The 16370-nt window shown below is 65.8% G+C and carries 12 protein-coding genes; 5 read left to right on the top strand and 7 right to left on the bottom strand.

Annotated features, from left to right (window positions below):
• Positions 1-514: 514 nt before the first annotated feature.
• Positions 515-1960 (top strand): WecB/TagA/CpsF family glycosyltransferase, encoded by a 1446-nt coding sequence (locus U0S50_RS03190; protein WP_322307324.1) that lies wholly within the window; start codon positions 515-517, stop codon positions 1958-1960.
• Between the two features lie 6 nt (positions 1961-1966).
• Here the strand turns inward: U0S50_RS03190 and U0S50_RS03185 are convergent, their stop codons facing one another.
• The 6 genes from U0S50_RS03185 to U0S50_RS03160 form a co-directional block, all read right to left on the bottom strand.
• Entirely contained in the window at positions 1967-2287 is a 321-nt protein-coding gene (locus tag U0S50_RS03185) for an Hpt domain-containing protein (RefSeq protein WP_322307323.1), read from the bottom strand.
• A gap of 104 nt (positions 2288-2391) precedes the next feature.
• Positions 2392-4251, bottom strand: coding sequence for an ATP-binding protein (locus tag U0S50_RS03180; protein ID WP_322307322.1), 1860 nt, complete (start codon positions 4249-4251; stop codon positions 2392-2394).
• Between the two features lie 8 nt (positions 4252-4259).
• A complete protein-coding gene (locus U0S50_RS03175; protein WP_322307321.1) occupies positions 4260-4808 on the bottom strand; it encodes a heme NO-binding domain-containing protein in 549 nt (182 codons plus the stop codon).
• A gap of 186 nt (positions 4809-4994) precedes the next feature.
• The gene (locus U0S50_RS03170) at positions 4995-6290 is read right to left on the bottom strand and encodes an acyl-CoA dehydrogenase (protein ID WP_322307320.1); all 1296 of its coding nucleotides are present in this window, start codon (positions 6288-6290) and stop codon (positions 4995-4997) included.
• Between the two features lie 17 nt (positions 6291-6307).
• Positions 6308-7663: a phosphotransferase gene (locus U0S50_RS03165; protein ID WP_322307319.1), complete on the bottom strand. Its 1356-nt coding sequence runs from the start codon at positions 7661-7663 to the stop codon at positions 6308-6310.
• A 3-nt stretch (positions 7664-7666) separates the two neighbouring features.
• A complete protein-coding gene (locus U0S50_RS03160) occupies positions 7667-9424 on the bottom strand; it encodes a class I adenylate-forming enzyme family protein (protein WP_322307318.1) in 1758 nt (585 codons plus the stop codon).
• Between the two features lie 343 nt (positions 9425-9767).
• Between U0S50_RS03160 and U0S50_RS03155 the strand changes: the two genes are divergently transcribed.
• The 4 genes from U0S50_RS03155 to U0S50_RS03140 all read left to right on the top strand — a co-directional run bounded on the left by U0S50_RS03155 (position 9768) and on the right by U0S50_RS03140 (position 14661).
• The gene (locus tag U0S50_RS03155) at positions 9768-10454 is read left to right on the top strand and encodes a hypothetical protein (RefSeq protein ID WP_322307317.1); all 687 of its coding nucleotides are present in this window, start codon (positions 9768-9770) and stop codon (positions 10452-10454) included.
• A 390-nt stretch (positions 10455-10844) separates the two neighbouring features.
• Positions 10845-11996 (top strand): hypothetical protein, encoded by a 1152-nt coding sequence (locus U0S50_RS03150; RefSeq protein ID WP_322307316.1) that lies wholly within the window; start codon positions 10845-10847, stop codon positions 11994-11996.
• A 20-nt stretch (positions 11997-12016) separates the two neighbouring features.
• Entirely contained in the window at positions 12017-13216 is a 1200-nt protein-coding gene (locus U0S50_RS03145; RefSeq protein ID WP_322307315.1) for a hypothetical protein, read from the top strand.
• A gap of 65 nt (positions 13217-13281) precedes the next feature.
• On the top strand, positions 13282-14661 hold the full coding sequence (locus U0S50_RS03140) for a tetratricopeptide repeat protein (protein ID WP_322307314.1): 1380 nt from the start codon (positions 13282-13284) through the stop codon (positions 14659-14661).
• Between the two features lie 197 nt (positions 14662-14858).
• Here U0S50_RS03140 and U0S50_RS03135 read toward each other — a convergent pair whose 3' ends face one another.
• The gene (locus U0S50_RS03135; protein ID WP_322307313.1) at positions 14859-16283 is read right to left on the bottom strand and encodes a PLP-dependent aminotransferase family protein; all 1425 of its coding nucleotides are present in this window, start codon (positions 16281-16283) and stop codon (positions 14859-14861) included.
• Positions 16284-16370: the final 87 nt, after the last annotated feature.

Genomic DNA, 16370 nt, shown 5'->3' with positions numbered 1-16370 from the left:
CAAAAAGCGTGCCAAGCCGGAGGAACACGCATTTTTGCCGATTTTTCGCGATGTTGCGCCGCCGTCCAGGGCGCTGTTTCGCGAAATGCGATGCAAAATGCGAAAAATGACCGGCGCGCGTTTCATGCTGCGAAACCCGGGCCGCGGCGCATGGGCTCCGCGACAGGGGCTCCGCGACAGGGGCTCCGCGACAGGGGCTCCGCGACAGGGGCGCGGCGGCCGGGCTGGTGACAGAAGCTGTCGGGTGGTGCGGCGTCCGGTGGATGCCAAACGGGGGCTCACCCTGCCCCAGCGTCCCGCTCCCGCGCGGCGATGATTGACGATGCGGCGGCCCGATAGCGAGCCGCGCGCGGGGGCGTCGCCTTTTGCAATTCATATTGCAAAATTAACCGCCTTTCCTTTGCCTTTCGCAAGGCCGCCGCGCGCGCACTTTCAATGCAATGCACTGAATTAAAGCCATTTTCTGGATTGGCACGGCGTTTGCCGAGTGAAGATCATTGTAAGGAGATCTATCATGCTCAAACGATTTGCCATCGACACCCTTATCGATCCCACCTCGGTTTCGACCTGGACGCGGAGCTGGTCGGCGCGGCGCGATACGCTGGCGACGGCACCGACGAGCCGGCTGTTCGGGCTCGATCTGGTGTGCGCGACCCGCGCCCATGCGGCCGAAGAAATCGTTGCCATGGCCGCCGCGGGCGAGCGCGCGACGATCCAGTTCGTCAACGCCCATTGCGTGAATAGGGCGCGGCGCGACGCCGCCTATCGGCGCACGCTGGCGCGCAGCGACCTGTTGCTGCCCGACGGCAGCGGCATCGCGATCGCCGCGCGGCTGGCGGGCGTGCCGCTGGGCGACAATCTGAACGGCACCGACCTGTTCCCCGACATCTGCCGCAACGCGGCGCAGCGCGGCCAGTCGATTTTCCTGCTGGGCGGACGTCCCGGCATCGCCGCGCGCGCCGCGCAGACGATGCGCACGCGCCAGCCCGGCCTGCACATCGCGGGCACCTATCACGGTTTCTGGCGCGCCGATGAGGAGGAAATGCTGATCGACGAGATCAACGCATCGGGCGCGACCATCGTGATGGTCGGCCTTGGCGTGCCGTTGCAGGAAAAATGGATCGACCGCGTCCGGCCCTGCCTTGCCGCGCCGATCGTCATGGGAGTCGGCGGCCTGTTCGATTATTATTCGGGCGCGATCCCGCGTGCCCCCGCCGCGCTGCGCGCGATCGGATGCGAATGGGCCTGGCGGCTGTTGCAAGAACCCCGGCGCATGGCGGGCCGCTATCTGCTCGGCAATCCGCTGTTCCTGCTCGGCGCCGTCGGCGAAGCGTGGAAAACGCGCGCGATGGCGCAGCGTTTGTCCGCCGGTGGAAAGCGATTGTTCGACGCCGCCGCAAGCATCGCCGCGCTGTTGATCGCCCTGCCGCTGTTCCTGGCGGTCGCGGCAGCGATCAAGCTGGAGGATGGCGGCCCGGTCTTTTTCCGCCAGACGCGGATCGGCGCGCGCGGCCGTCCGTTCCGGATGTGGAAATTCCGGTCGATGGTCATCGACGCCGAGGCGCGGCTTGCCGCGATCCGTGCCCAGTCCGAACGCGACGGCACCTGTTTCAAGATGAAGCGCGATCCGCGCATTACCCGCGTCGGCGCACTGCTGCGCCGCCTGTCGCTCGACGAACTGCCGCAATTGTTCAACATCGCGGCGGGCGACATGTCGGTCGTCGGCCCGCGCCCTGCGCTGCCCGGCGAAGTACTGCGCTATGCCCCCGAACAGCGCGAGCGGCTGGCGGGCCTGCCTGGCCTTACCTGCACCTGGCAGGTCAGCGGCCGCGCCGACATCCCCTTTGAACAGCAGGCCCTGCTCGACATCGCCTATCTGCGCGGACGGTCCTTCCTTCAGGATCTGGCGCTGATCTTTCGCACTATCCCGGCGGTGCTGACCGCGCGGGGCGCCTATTGACGGCGTCTATCGAGCAGGGCCGGCGATCCGTTCGATCGCAGCGATCGTTTCCTCTACCCCCTGACCGAGCCGGACCCGTTCCGGCTCGGTTTCAAGCGTTCCAGCGGCCAGCGCGTCGATACCCGTGGCACCGAAATTTCCGCACAATCCCTTGAGCGCATGGCGCGCCCGGCTGATTCCTTCAGCATCCGCCGCCGCCCACGCCGCGCACAGGCGCCCGGCCCACAACCGCAGGTCCGCGGCAATCGCATCGCGGAGTTCCGCCGTCGTGGCGGGATCGAGCGCGTCGAACTGTTCGCGCACCAGCGCTTCGTCGATCAAGTCCATGTCGGGGATAGAAACCCAGTCCCCGCCCAAATGCAAGCAGCCGAAATTTTCCGAGCGATCGGTTTTCGGTGCGATGGAAGGAGCGGGATCAGGGGATCAGGGCATCAGCGCGATGCGTCGAGGACTTCGGCCATGACCGCGCGCAGTTCATCGGCGACGATCGGCTTGGCCGCATGGCCATTGGCCCCCGCGGCGAAGATTGGCGCCAGTTCCTCTGCCCGGGCGAAGGCGGTCAGCGCGATAATCGGGACGCGGGCGGAGCCGCCCGACAATGCGCGGATACAGCGGGTTGCCTCTGTACCGTCCATGACCGGCATCGCCATGTCCATCAGGACGAGATCGAAACCGCCCTTTGCGACCGCCTGTACCGCCTGAAGCCCATCAGGCACCAGCGTCACATCGCAGCCAAGGCGCCGCAAATGGCCCTGAACGACGATCCGGTTGGTCGCCAGATCCTCTGCAACCAGGACGCGCAGCGGCCGTCCGTCGCGCCCCGCGAGCGTGACCGTCGCAGGACCGACAACGCGCGGCGGACCGGAAATCGGCGTACAGGGAATTTCGAACCAGAAGGCCGCCCCCCGCGCGACCGGCGTAACCCCGATCCGTCCGCCCATCACGTCGATGATGCGGCGGCAGATGGCGAGGCCGAGCCCGGCCCCGCCCGGTTCGGCGCCATGCAGATGGAGTTGGCCGAAATCTTCGAACAATTCAGCCATGCGCCCTTCCGGAATGCCGATTCCGGTATCGCTCACCTCGACGCGCAACCGCGCATTGTCGATATAATCGACCGCAAAGAGAATCGAACCGGCGCGGGTATATTTCACCGCATTGCTGAGCAGATTATCGACAAGCTGGCGCAAGCGTACGGCGTCGATCGCGATCCAGCCGGGAATGCGGGGCGACAATTCGACACGCAGTTCGAGATCCTTTTGATCGGCGAGATGGCGCCAGAAGCTGCCGCGTTCCTCGAGCACGACGGCGGGCTGGCAAGGGGCGGGATCGAGTTTCAGCCGCCCCGCCTCCGCCCGTGCCAGGTCGATGATGTCGTTGAGCAGGACGCGCAGCTGTTCGCCGCTGGAACGCACCAGATCGAGCGCCCGGCGCTGGCCGGGACGCAGCCCATCCTCTTCGAGCAAATCGAGAAGGCCGATGATGCCGTTGAGCGGCGTGCGGATATCGTGGCTCATCATCGCCAGAAAGCGCGATTTGGCGGCATTGGCGCTCTCGGCATTTTCCCGCGCGACCGACAATTGGGCGTTGAGCTGTTCCAGTTCCTTCAATCGGCGCTGTTCGCGGCGCTGCGATGCTTCGGCATCGGCGCGCGCGGCCATTTGCCGCGTCACGTCCTGGACCGTGACGAACAGCAGCGAGGCGCGGCAACGTGCGTCATATTCAAGCTGCGCCATCACGCTCAACCACACGATGTCCGGCCCGCCATCGCCGCTGCGGCAGCGAATCTTGATCCGCAGATCGGGGCTTTGACACGCATCCACGCGCTGATCGGCGGCGCAGGTCCGGCACGACAGGCTGGCAAACAACCGGTCACGGATCCAGCGCAGCAATTTGGAGCGGTCGGCCGCGACGACGCGCCGCACGAGGGGACGAAAACTGTGGATGTCGCGATCGGCATCGAGCCCGCACAGCAGGCGAAGATTGGGCGACAATTCCATGCGATGGCCGCGAATGTCCCAGATCATCGTGCCGAAGCCGGCAACGCGCTGGGCGTCGAGAAGCTGGCGTGTCCGGCGTTCGAGACTGGCACTGAGATCCTGCTTGCGGGCTTCCAGTTCGGCATTGGCGGCGGCGAGAATGCGGCTCTTCTGTTCGAGCAGATTTTCGGCCGCGGCGCGGGCAGCTTCCGACCGGGCGAGGCGGCGTTCGAGAAGCGCGAGCCGCGCCGCGGGAGTCGTGGGCTCGACGCTGCGGGGGCCCCCTTTCGTGCCAGACGCGCCAGGCTTTTCCATGGCGCTCGTCAGCCGTCCGCCGGCAGCGGCCGCAGGACGAAGCGCGCGGCATGGGGCCCCTGGGCCGTTTCGTCGCGCACGACTTCCAGCGCGGCATCGAAATGATGGATATAGCCGCGGATCAGGCCATGGGCGACATCGGCGAACGGACGATGCGAGGCATAGCTGACGACCAGTTCCTGCCCGTCGACGACGGCGACGACACTGGGGGTGCGGGCGTCGGGATAGAGTTTTTTCACCTCGCGGTGGTGGTTGGCATCGACGTCGCGCAGAAAGGAAATCGCATCGGTGTAGCCATCGAACATTTCGGGATAAAGCGCGACGAAGCGGGCCGACAGCCAATAGCCATAGCTGTGCGCAAGGTCGGGCACCGGTTTTTGCGTGAGTTCGGACAGGGCGCCGATCAGCGCCAGCGCCTCCTCATGCGGATAGCTGCCGACATTGGTATAGACCCCGTCGCTGGCGACGGCGGCCCCGACGATCATCGCGTCGGCGACGGCGGGGGAGAACGCCTCCTCCACCCATCGGACGAGTTCGCTGAAAATCACACCCTTCATGGCACGGTCCTTTGCTGCCGGTCACGAAGCAAGGGGCGTGCCAAGGGTCCGCTTTGCGGCGATGCTTCGAAAATGGCACCAAAGAGGCGTGAAAGAGGCGCCGGTTTTTGCATTTTGCGACGTGACGCTTCCCATTTTGCAACGCCAGGGTTGCAATCTGCGGTCGCGCCGCGCGCGAGGCGGGATTCAGCCCTGCCCCAGCGTCTCCCGCCGCGGCCCCAGATAGCCGAACAGATAGGCCGCGACCTTGCGCATCTGAATTTCCTCGGCGCCTTCGGTGATGCGATAGCGGCGGTGGTGGCGATAAATATGTTCAAAGGGCTTGTGGCGCGAATAGCCGATGCCGCCATGCACCTGCATCGCGCGGTCGGCCGCCTCGCAGCACAGGCGGTTCGCCCAATAATTGCACATGCTGACCTTATCCGACAGGCGATGCTCGACCTCGCGGTGCGGCATATTGTCCATGTCCCAGGCGGTCTTGCGGATCAGAAGGCGCAGCATTTCGGCCTGGGTCGCGAGTTCGACGAGCGGGAACTGGATCGCCTGATTCCGGGCGAGCGCCGCGCCAAAGGGTTTGCGGGTCCGGGCATAGCGGACGCTTTCCTCGATGCAATAAACCGCCGCGCCCAGCGAGGACGCCGCCTGGCGGATGCGGTTCTGGTGGACAAAGCTTTGCGCGATCGACAGGCCGCCCCCTTCGGGGCCGAGGCGAGCGCTGTCGGGGACCCACACGTCGGTAAAGCTGACCCGCGGATGATCGGTCGGCATGTTGAAGGTCCACAGATACTCCTCAATCACCAGGCCGGGCGACGGATTGGGAACCAGCAGGCAGGTGATCCCCTTCGCCTCTCCATCCGCGCCAGCGGTGCGGCAAAAGGTCGCGCAGTGTGTCGCAACATGCATCCCCGTCGTCCACATCTTGGCGCCATTGATGCGCCATCCGTCGATGCCGTCGCGCGCCTCACGCGCCGCGCGCGTTTCCATATGGGTCGCGTCGCTGCCATGGTCGGGTTCGGTCAGGCCGAAGGCGGTGCGGCGGCGGCCTTCAAAGCCGCCGAGGATGAACTCCTGTTTCTGCGCCTCGCTGGTCCCGAACTGTTCGAACATTTCGACAAAGGGGAAATTGCCGACGATGCTGTGTTCATTCTGCAGATCATTGTGCAGCCCCAGTCCCTTGGCCGCAAAATGTTCGCGGATCACCGCCATCCAGAGGTTGCTGCCATCCTGGCCGCCATATTTCTTCGGCGCCGAAAAACGCCAGTGCCCCGCCGCATCGGCGCGCCGCGTCGCCTCGCGCAGCAACTGTTCCCAATCGCGGCGGGGCAGCCCCTGATTGTTCCAGTCGGTGCGCGCATGTTCGCGGCGATGGTCGAAGAAGCGGATATTGTCGTCGGCGTCCTCGAGCGGCTTGATCTCCGCCGCAATGAAGGCGTCAAGCTCATCGAGATAGGCCTGCAACGCGGCGGGCAGCGCAAAATCCATCTTGTCCCTCCCTTTTTCTAGACGCCCCACGCCGCGCGGGCGGCGGCCAGCGCGGTATATTTGGGGCTGTCGACCGCGCATTTGTCGAGCACCGCACGGCGCAGCCGCGCGAGCACGCCGGGATCGCCCAGGCGGACTTCGCCGGCCAGCGCCGCTTCTGCCAGCGCCTTGTCCTCAGCCCGCACGCCGGCGCCGAGATCGCGGATGACGATGCCCAGCGCATTCATCGCGACCGCGACCTCAAACTTGCCATGCCCCTCGGCCCCCGGCTTGATCGCCGTGCCCAGCCAGTCGCGCACCGCCTGCACCATCTCGCGGTTCGTCGGTTCGCCATAGGCAAGCGCGGCTTCGGGCGGCGGCGGCGGTAGCGGGCGCGCGCGCTCGGCCTCCGGCACCTCTGTTTCGAGGAGCAGGAGCAGGTCGAGTTCCTGCTCGGCGGTCCGCCGCCCGACCACGACCCGCTCGACCGCCGTGTCGGCGCCGCTCCGCCAGGCCTGCCCCATCTGGAGGCAGCCAAGCGCCCACCAGAGCGTCCGGTAGATCAGCCAGAAACGGAAGCGGGCGGGATCGACCACCGCGCCGCCCGCCGCCTGATAGGCGGCGAAATACTCGTCGAGACTTCCAATCCCGAACGCCGGACGGTCGAGCGCGCCGAAACGCCAGGCGGTCATGCAGCCAAAGGCCAGATCCTCATGCGCATCGCCGAGATGCGCCAATTCCCAGTCGAGCACCGCGGCAAGGCCGTCCGCATCGACCATGATATTGCCCATCCGGTAATCGCCATGCACCAGCACCGGATCGGCCGCGGCGGGGCGATGCTCCTCGCACCATTGGATCGCCAGCGCGATCACCGGCCGGCCGCCGCCATAGGACAGGAAACGCGCCTTCAGTTCGGCGAGCGCCGCCGCGGTGTCCATCAGCGGGATCGCCGCCGGAATCGCGCACCGCGGAATCGCATGTATGTGCGCCAGCTCGCGCGCCAGATCGGCGAGCAGCGACGGCGGCGGCGCCGCCACGATGCGCGCCGGGCGGACCTCTGCCGCAACGCGCCGCATGACATAGCCGGTGCCCAGCCCGTCGGCTTCCTCCAGCACGCCCACCACCTGCGGCGCCTTCACCCCCGCGGCGGCGGCGGCCATCACCAGCGCCGCTTCGTCGGCATGACCAAAGGGGCGCCCCGCCATATAGTCCGCCGACGGTGCTCGCCGCAGCACATAGGGCTGGCCAGCCCAGTCGAACGCCCAGCTTTCCATATTGGCGCCGCCCGACAGGCGTTCCAGCGCCGAGAGCCCTTCCGCGCACGCGCCCGGCTCCGTCCCCCGCCCCGCGATGCGTGCCATGAGGGCGGGCAGCAGGGACGCGATGTCGGTCATCGCCTATCGATGCCCCACCCGATCGGCGAACAGCGCTTTCAGGTCCTTTTTCAGTATCTTGCCATTGGCATTGCGCGGCAGCGTGTCGGCGGCGAAGCGGATCGCCACTGGAACCTTGAAGGCCGCGAGGCGGTCGCGCACCCATTGCTGCAACTCTGCCTCGCTGGCGTGGCTTCCGGGCGCGAGATGAACGACGGCGGCGGGTTCCTCCCCCAGCGTGCGATGCTCGATCCCGATGACCGCGCAGTCGGTGACGGCGGGATGCGCGTAAAGGGCGTTTTCGACCTCGGACGAATAGATATTCTCGCCGCCGCGCAGCACCATGTCCTTGGCCCGGTCGACGATATAGACGAAGCCTTCCTCGTCCAGCCGGGCGAGGTCGCCGGTTCGAACCCAGCCTTCGACAAAGGTTTCGGCCGTCGCCTCGGGCTTGTTCCAATAGCCCTTCACGATCATGGGGCCGCGCGCCCACAATTCACCCACCGTGCCGACCGGCAAAACCGTGCGGCCGTCGTCGGCGCGGATTTCGAGATCGGCGACCGCGACCGGCGGGCCCGCGCTGGTCGGGCGGTTCAGATAATCTTCGGACGAGTGACTCGTCACCGTCGCCATGGTTTCGGTCATGCCCCACCCATTGCCGGGCAGCGCGCCGAATTCCTGATATATACGTTTCACTAGTTCCGGCGCCGAGGGCGCGCCGCCATAGGCAATCGCCTCCAGCGACGAGAGATCGTATTGCGCGCGGTCGGGATGCTCGATCAACTGCCAGGCGATTGTCGGGACGCCGCCGGTCATATGGACCTTTTCGCGTTCGATGATCTCCATCGCCCGCACCGCGTCCCATTTGCGCATGAAGATGCTGGTGTGCCCGGCGGCGAGGCTTCCCATCAGGCTGGCCGAACAGGCGGTCACGTGAAACAACGGAATGACGGTGAGAGCGGTGCGGGGGACAGGATCGGGAATCGCCTCTCCCCGCCGCAGAAAGCTGCGCGCCGCTGAAAAGCCGCTCGACAATATGTTGGTCGTCAGGTTGCGGTGCGACCCCAGCGCCCCCTTGGGATGGCCGGTCGTCCCGCTGGTGTAGAAGATCGTCGCGGCATCGTCGCTGGCGAGGGCAACCGCCGGGCGCGCCATGTCGGGCAAGCCGGCCCAGTCGCCCGGCGCGCCGATCAGCTGGTCCAGCATCGCCGCACCATCGACGGGCGCCGCCGCGCGTGTGACGATCAACCGTTCGACCCCCGTAAGGTCGGGAAGCAGATCACGGACCCGGTCGTAACGCTCGCCATCGACGATCAGCATCCGCGCACCGGAATCGCGGATCGCATAACCCAGCTCCGCCCCGGTCCACCAGGCGTTCAGCGGCACCGCGATCCCGCCGATCGTCGTGATGGCCAGGAATATCACCGGCCATTCGGGAAGGTTGCGCATCGCAAAGGCGACCCGGTCGCCCTTTTTGATCCCCTGGTCGTGCAACGCGCGGGCGAGCGCCGCGACGGCGCGCCAGTTCGCCTCGAAACTCACCCGCTCATCGTCCAATATGGTGAACAGCCGATCGCCGTGCAGACGCGACAGGTCGAGCAAGGCGCCAAGGTCGCGCGGCGCATTTTTCCACGTCCGCGTCGGAATGCCGTCGATCGCGACCGTCTCCATCTCGAAACGCATCCCCGGCGCGGTCAACGCAGCGGTCGCATCGGCCAGCGTCATCCTTGGCCACGCCGCGTCCGGTACCGGAAGGGCTTGATCGTTCGGAACGGTCGCCATGGGCACTCTCCACCAGTCTTGCTGTCCGCCACGCTAGGATCGAGCCGCGGGTTCGACAAGCATTCAGTTGACGTTTCCGTCAACGGAATGTTGATCCTGCTGCATCGCGACGATCCGAAACACCAGTTTCCAATTCTGATTCAGATCGATGGATCGGCCAAGGTTCCAACTTTCCCGGACAAGGGCGGACACAAAAAGTCACGAAACGCATCGGGGGCAGGCCAGAAATGAGCGCCTTGACCGGCACGCGGCCCAGAAAGGACCGCTACAATTTGCGCGATTGTTGCGCCCCCCGCCCGGTTGCTATCCCTAGGGCGAGAGAAAGTGGCAGGGGGAGATCAGCATGACGGGACCGCAGGCGCTGTGGCGTTGGACCGCGATATTCGCGGTTCTGACCGCCATCATCATGGCCGGCTTTGGCCAGATCGACGGCATGAAGGCATGTGGCGGCGGCGACCCGATCTTCGCCTTTGAAATGGTTCGGTCCCCGGCCGATGTCGCGGCGCTGTTCCCCGAACCGTGTCGGGCGTCGCACGCCGCCGCGCAGCGCACCGGCCTGTGGGTCGATATCGCCCTGTTCATCTGGGTCTATTCCGCCTTTCTGATCTTCGGATTGCTGGCGCTGCGCCGCGAAGCAGGTCAGGGCGCCAACCGGATCGTGCGCCTTGCCATGCTGTGCGCCGCCATCGCAGCGGCAGCGGACCAGTTCGAGAATCTCCAGCTTTTGCGTTTGCTGGATACACTGCCCGGCGATCAATCGACGATCGACGCGCTGTTCGCCGCCCCGCGCGTCAAATTCGCCTTGCTCGGCGTCGTTACCATGGTCGCCGGCCTGCTCCATTTCCGGCAGCCGGGATGGCGCAAGATCGTGGGCGCGGCGGCGCTGGCGGGCGGCCTGCTGGCCGCGATCGGCGTCGTCGCCGCGCATCACTGGGTCCTGCCGGGCCTTTTCCTGGGCTGGTCGCCCCTGCTCGTCGCGGCGCTGATCCTGTCCTTTCGCCGCGCACCCGGCGCCCCTTTACCGGCATGACCCGTAGCCGGGCGGCCGCACCAGCCCCCTTCCCCGTTTGAGGTGCCGCCGGACCGACCGGCCATCGATGATAAGCGCAGCAAAGAGCGCGCGCCGGGGCCCAACCACCTCGAACGGATAAAAAAGACGCGCCATATCCTCCATCTGGAGGATGAACCGGACGAACGGTTCGGCTTTGATTGCCAGCGCTGACGGTGATCCGCAACCCACGGTCGTCAGCCGGCGGTGCTTCTGTCCCATCGGGACCGGTGCACCGCCGCCAGAAATTCATTCGGCCCATGCGCAAGCTTCGGTTTCCGCGCGAGGAAGGCGGCATCCCGCCACCCAACCCTTGCGGCGCCGAAATATTCAGGAGGAAGCCCGATCGTTGGCGGGCGTTTTGAACGAACCGTGGCTGACACGACAACATCATGGCTGAAGGCAATTTTCGGGCACGCCAAGGGTCTTGCGCTGCGGCGCCCCATGGCGTGGCCGTTCGCCGTCGCCGCGCTGATCGTTTCGGGCCCGATGACGGCGGCGGGGGCGACCGAACCGGCGCCCGATCCGTTCGCGCTGTTTCACGCCGCCCTGTCGGCCGAGCAGCGGGGCGAAATACCCGTTGCCATCGATGGCTTTGTTCGGGCCTGCGCTCAAGGCCTGGCGCCGTCCTGTACGATGGCCGGGCTCGCCAAGCGCGAGCGGGCGGTCGATACGGCGGCGCTGATGGACGCGGCGCACGACCTTGCCGCCGGATGTCTTGCAGGCAGCGATTTTGCCTGCGCGGCAATGGGCCGCACGCTGGGCACGGTATCCACGCGGCCCAAATCGACCGAGGGTTTTGCAGCGATCGCCCTGTTGCAAATGGGCGAGGAATGCCGCGCGGCCCCGAAGGGCAGCGCATGTCACGACGCCGCCGCCCTGATGCGGGCAGAGGAACGTGGCGGCGCCGACATTGCCGCGGTCCAGCGCTATGCGGCGAGGGCCTGTGCGCGTGAAGCTCGTCCGGGTTGTTTGCCGGTGGCGATGCCATCCGCGGACGAGTGGGATAGCGCCGAACGCGCCGCGGTGCACTGCCTTGCCGCGCGCGCCGATGGCTGCCTTTTGTTGCTGGAGATCTTGCTGAAGGACCAGGACCAGCGGCAGATACACGGCGCAGCGAGCGCGCTTCGCGAGGCCTGCGCCGCACAGATCGGCATCGCCTGCGCCAATCTGGGGCTTTTCCACGCGAACGGCCCGCCAGCCGCAAGGGATGATGCCGCAGCGCGCCGTTTCATGCGCGCCGGCTGTGACGGCGCGGTCGCTCAGGCCTGTTTCGCCTTTGCCGTCATGCACAGGAAGGGCATCGGCGGCCCGGTCGATCCGGCGCGTTCGGTCGCGCTTGTCGGCCATGCCTGTGACCTGGGCTGGGCCAAGGCGTGCGAAACGCTGGCGACGATCATCGAAGACGGACTGGCGCCGCCGCGCGCCGACCAAAGCCCCGGCTGGCTGCGCGAGCGCGCCTGCCGGTTTGGCAGCGACGAAGCCTGCCGCGCAGGCGCCCCAACCTCCCCTCCACCGGTTTGAAAGGCGGGTCGATCAAATACATGAAGATTCGGGAAAATCTTGCAAGCATGGCGGCCGCGATGGTCGTGGTGGCGGCCCTTGCACCGGCGACGGCGGCGCAAGCGCAATCGAACGAGGAAAAGCTGCGTTCGATGGCGCAATTCTATGGCGTCGCGACCTATGCGCTGGGCGCCAACGAGCGATGCGACCTGCTCGACGCGGGCGAGTATCGGGCCTTGATGGCGCTGCGCGATACGCTCAGCGGTGATCTGTCGCGGGCGACGACGAAAGAGGTCTTCGCCTCGCTTGACCACGCCGCCCGGGCACAAGCCGAATGGAAAGCCTGTCTGTCGCCGCGGGCGCATCGTCAGTCATGGACGCACATCGAGAACGCCCGGCTGATCGCCCATGCGATACAGGCTGCACCCGCGACGATGAGCGGCGATCCGGGCGAATGCCAAATCGGAATGATCGACAAGCTTTCGCGTTCCGACTGGACGATCGTCGCCGACATCGCCGCGCGCCGTCACGCCGGACCAAATCGCGCGTCGTTCGACGCGATGCAGAAAATGTTCGCTGGCCTGGTCGACACGGAATGCGCGCGCGCGGGCAAGGAATCCCGGCTTATGCAGGCCGGTTTCGACCTTTTGTGGCACGCGGAGGATAATGCGCGGGCCGACGGCGGCGATGGTACGGGCAAAAGCCCCGGTTCGACGCTGGCCGGAAAATATCGCCCCATCATCATCGCCAGCGAAATGGGGCCATGGCGGCTCCGGCGCGGCGGCTTTACCGGTTCGCTTGGCCGCGACGGGATCAACACCTATCGCCTTGTCGAACGCGGCGACGCCGATACGGCCTTTATCACCCTGACCAACCCCGGGCTTTTCCGCGATCCGAACGGCCGCCTTCTGTTCAGCCAGAAAGGCCGCTGGACGATCCGGTTGAAAGGCAATGCACCGGGGGTTCAGTTGCGCCTGGGCGATGGCACCATCATCCCCTTTTCGAAACGGAGCGGCAGTGGATCGCCAGGTCTTGGCTCGTCGCTGTTCGACATGCCCAAGGCAGCGCTGGCGCCCCTTAGCGGCAAGGCCGACGCCACCGACGTCCAGGTCGCGTGGCAAGATGACGCTGGCAAATGGGCGCTTTTCCAAGGCGTCGGACGAAATCCAAAACCGGTGACATTCACGCTGGGCCAGCTTCGCGAGGCAATCGCCTGGTCCACGGTTCCGCGCCCCGAATGAAGGCCGACACGGACATGAGAACCGCAAACCCGCCACTGCCCGCGCCCATCGCAACAGGGAGAAGAATGATGACCAAGCGTTCGAGCCGCCGCCTGCCCGCCCTGATTTTCGCGATGACGATGATCGCGGCGGCACCGGCCCATTCGCAAACGGGCGGCCTGGAAGAGCTGGTCGAGGGGCCGGCGGTTTCGCCCGACGCGCTCGCGGCATCCGAAGCGCGGGCGAAAGCCTGGTTCGCAAACGCCGATGTCCAGGCGCTCAAGGCGCGTGCCGATGCTGGCCATGCGGATGCGCAGGTCGCGTTCGCCGACAAGATCCGCGACGATCTGCTGGACGAAGCCTGGTCGCGCGAAAAGATCCAGCAGCAGATGCTGAAATATTACGGGCTGGCGATGGCGCAGAACAATGGGCTGGCCTTTGCAAGGTTGGGGGAAATCGCCGAATTGCCCAATCTCAGCTGGAAAATGAAGCGATCGCGCAATCGCAGCGAGGCAATCGCCCATTATGAAAAGGGCGCGGCCCTGGGCAATCGCGAGGCGATCGCAGGCTTGCTGCGGATCGCGATCGATCCCAGCTACTGCAGCGTGTGCGAGGACAAGGGCGAGCTGAAATTCGATTACAAGAAACTCGTGGCGGCGGGACTGGGCGATCAGGACCGCGGTGCGCAATCGCTGGCCTATCGCAAGGAAAAGTCCGAAGTGCTTGCCAGGGCCATCGCCTATGCCACGCCCGTTCGATTGCGGCCGGGCGATGCCGCGGCGCATCTGTTGGCGGCAAAATATCTGACCGGGGTGCAATATCCCTGGCGGGCCGGGGTCGGAATCAGCCAGCCGCAATCGTCCGGCTGGCAGGCATTGGCCGGCGACTTTCTGTTGCCGCGCGACACGTCAAAGGCGATCAAGATACTGACCGAATTGTCGATGCGCGGCGACAATCTCGCGAGCCGCAAGCTCGCCTCGCTCTATTTCACCGGCAAGAATGACGATGGCGGCGCGCTGCTGCGCGATCTCGACAAATATATCTTCTACATGGACCGCGCGGTGAAAAATGGCAGCGTGCTGGCCGCCAACGACCTTGGCTTTGAACTGCTGTCGGGTCGAACCCTGCCCGCCGACCATGCGCGCGGTTTCGAATATATCGCCAAGGCCGCGCTCCAGGGATATGGCCCGGCCGAGCTGTCCGCTGGCTATGCCCTGCGCGACGGGCGCGGCGTGGCCAAGAATGAAGCGCAGGCGCTGGAGATGTTCAAGCGCGCCGCCGACCATGGCGAGATCGACGGGGCCGTGCAGGCGGCGGCCATGTACCGCGCCGGGCGCGGAACGACCAGCGGCCGGGTCGAAGTGCCCAATGCCTATGCCTATGAAAAGAAAGCCGAAGCGATGCGAAAGCTGACGCCCGCAATGGCAGATTTGGTCCGCCGCGCGAATCGCGACAAGTTTGAATAGACGGCGCTTGTCGCGGCGCCCAAGCGGGCCCTTGTTCGTCGCCCCTTTTTTGTCGTCCCCTTCGTATCGCGCACCTGATGGGCTTCGCCCTCGATCGCGGGAGCCAATTGACAGCCCGCTTTGTCCGTCGCCAGCGCCAATGTTCGATCCTATCCATCCACGGCGGCGCACGCGCCGTCGTGAACTCCCCGAAGCGATCAGGGCGGTAGGCGAGATTTCTCGATCGCACGTTGCAGAACATCGATGACGGCCGGATTGTCGCATTGGGTGACGTTGAAGCGCATGAAGCCGGCCGCCGCCTGAGATGCGCTGAACACATTGCCGGGCGCCAGGACGATATTATCCGCGAGGGCCGCGCGCGCCACGTCGGCGGAATCGCACCCTTTGGGAAGGCGGCACCAGAGATAGAATCCGCCGCGCGGCATCAGCCACGGCTCGATCCCTACCGGCTGCAGCTTCGCCGCCGTTTCGCGGCGCATTCGCCCGAGACGTCGGCGCATATCCTCCATATGCTTGCGATAGCCGCCGCTTGCCAGAACATTGGCGATCACTTCGGCGGCGACCGGACTGGGGCCACCAAAGCTCGTCGCGACCTGCAGATCGAGAAGGTCCGAAATCCAGTCCGGGCGTGCCGCGATATAGCCACAGCGCACCGACGCCGACAAAGTTTTCGAAAAGCTGCCGATCCGAATGACGTGATTGAGCCCGTCGAGCGCCGCCAGCCGAACCGAAGCGTCGGGTTCGAAATCGGCGAATATGTCATCTTCCACGATGATGAGACCATGAGCGGCTGCCACGTTCAAAAGACGATGGGCAACCGGCGCCGCGAGGGTCGCCCCCGTCGGGTTGTGCAGCGCCGAATTGGTGAGATAAAGCCGCGGGCGTTCCGCCGCGACGATGGCCTCGAACGCCGCGATATCCGGTCCCGACGGCGTATATGGCACGCCGGCGACCTTCACTTGATGAGCCCGCAACAAGGCCCGAAAATTGAAATAGCAGGGATCGTCGACCAGCACGGTATCGCCGGGACGAAGGAGGAAGCGGCAGACGAGGTCGACCGCTTGCGTTCCCGATGCCGTCAGTATGAGCTGGTCGGGCGATAGCGCAATCCCGTCTTCGGCAAATCGACCCATCAGGATGCGGCGCAGCGTGACCGATCCGCGCGCGCTGCCATAGTCCGACAGCATGGCATCGTCGGCCCGCGCGATCGATCGCAAAGCCCGGCGCAGAGCCTGTTGCGGCATCCAGTCGGGCGGCAGCCAGCCACAGCCGGGCTTGAGCGCGGCGGGATCGGCGTCAAGCGATTGGTGCGACACCCAGAACGGATCGACCGCGCGCTCGGTCGGGGCCAGCTTTTCCGCCAGCGCAAAAGGCGAAAGCGCCGCCGCGGTGACATAGAAGCCCGATCCTTGCCTTGCCCTTACCAGCCCTTCGGCCGCGAGCCGGTCATAGGCTTCGACGACCGTGGACGGCGAAACGCCCATCGTCGCAGCGAAGGCGCGAATGGACGGCAGACGATCGCCGGGGCCAAGCGCGCGACTGGCGACCTTGATCCGGATCGCCTTCATGACATCGATGGTCCGCGTTCCCCTGCGGCCGATGGGCTGGCCCGTGATGCTCAAGTGTATGACCTCCTTTACCAATACAGTTTGGCATGATTGTATTGATTTGTACCTGATTGAGCGAGCCGAAATCGTCCATCCCGCGCC

This window comes from Sphingopyxis sp., from assembly GCF_034380315.1.
In the GTDB taxonomy this organism is placed as follows: Bacteria; Pseudomonadota; Alphaproteobacteria; order Sphingomonadales; family Sphingomonadaceae; genus Sphingopyxis.
The sequence above is the reverse complement of the archived record's forward strand: the minus strand, read 5'-3'. Positions and strand labels throughout refer to the sequence as shown.